The 1268-nt window shown below is 65.0% G+C and carries 1 protein-coding gene; it reads right to left on the bottom strand.

Annotation, left to right across the window (positions count from 1 at the left end):
* Nucleotides 1-1247 (bottom strand): cytochrome-c oxidase, cbb3-type subunit I (gene ccoN / locus DK254_RS09095; RefSeq protein ID WP_109933963.1); only part of this gene is annotated, 1247 nt, incomplete at its 3' end.
* Nucleotides 1248-1268: the final 21 nt, after the last annotated feature.

Genomic DNA, 1268 nt, shown 5'->3' with positions numbered 1-1268 from the left:
GCGCGCCACATCAGGCCCTGGGTGATGCCGTTGACCCACATCGAGGCGATGTAGAGCACGGTGCCGATGGTGGCGAGCCAGAAGTGCGCGTTGATCAGCCCCACGCTGTACATCCGTTCGCGGCCGTAGAGCTTGGGGATCATGTGGTACAGCGCGCCGATGGAGATCATCGCCACCCAGCCCAGGGCGCCGGCGTGCACGTGGCCGATGGTCCAGTCGGTGTAGTGGGACAGCGAGTTCACCGTCTTGATGGCCATCATCGGGCCTTCGAAGGTGGACATGCCGTAGAAGGCCAGGGACACCACCAGGAAGCGCAGGATGGGGTCGGTGCGCAGCTTATGCCAGGCGCCGGAGAGGGTCATCATGCCGTTGATCATGCCGCCCCAGGACGGCGCCAGCAGCACCAGCGACATGACCATGCCCAGGGACTGGGCCCAGTCGGGCAGGGCGGTGTAGTGCAGGTGGTGCGGGCCGGCCCAGATGTACAGGGTGATGATCGCCCAGAAGTGCACGATGGACAGGCGGTAGGAGTAGATCGGCCGCTCGGCCTGGCGCGGCACGTAGTAGTACATCATGCCGAGGAAGCCCACCGAGAGGATGAAGCCGACCACGCTGTGGCCGTACCACCACTGGATCATCGCGTCGGTGGCGCCGGAATACAGCGGGTAGGACTTCAGCAGGCTGACCGGGCGCGCCAGGTGGTTGACCACGTGGACCATGCCGGTGACCACGATGAAGGCGCCGTAGAACCAGTTGCCCACGTAGATGTGCTGCACCGTGCGGCGGGCGATGGTGCCGAAGAACAGGTAGGCGTAGGCGATCCATACCACCGTGACCCAGAGCGCGATGGGCCACTCCATCTCGGCGTATTCCTTCGAGGTGGTGATGCCCAGCGGGTAGCTCACCAGCATCGCCAGGATGCTCGCCTGCCAGCCCCAGAACACGAAGTTGGCCAGGCTGTCGGAGACCAGGCGCACCCGGCAGGTGCGCTGCACCACGTAGAAGGAGGTGGCGAACAGCGCGCTGCCGCCGAAGGCGAAGATCACCAGGTTGGTGTGGATCGGGCGGATGCGCCCGAAGCTGGTCCAGGGCAGGCCGAGGTTGAGTTCCGGCCACACCAGCTGGGCGGCGATCACCACGCCCATGCTCATGCCCAGCACGCCCCAGAACAGGGTGGTGAGGGTGAAGCGGCGGACGATCTCGTAGTTGTAGGTGTCGTTCTTGTCGAGGGCTTGCACGCTGGCCATCTTGGATTCCGTCGAAATGCG

This window comes from Pseudomonas sp. RW407, assembly GCF_003176655.1.
GTDB classification, from domain to species: domain Bacteria; phylum Pseudomonadota; class Gammaproteobacteria; order Pseudomonadales; family Pseudomonadaceae; genus Pseudomonas; species Pseudomonas delhiensis.
Note: the sequence above shows the minus strand (reverse complement) of the source record. Positions and strands in the feature narration are given on the sequence as shown.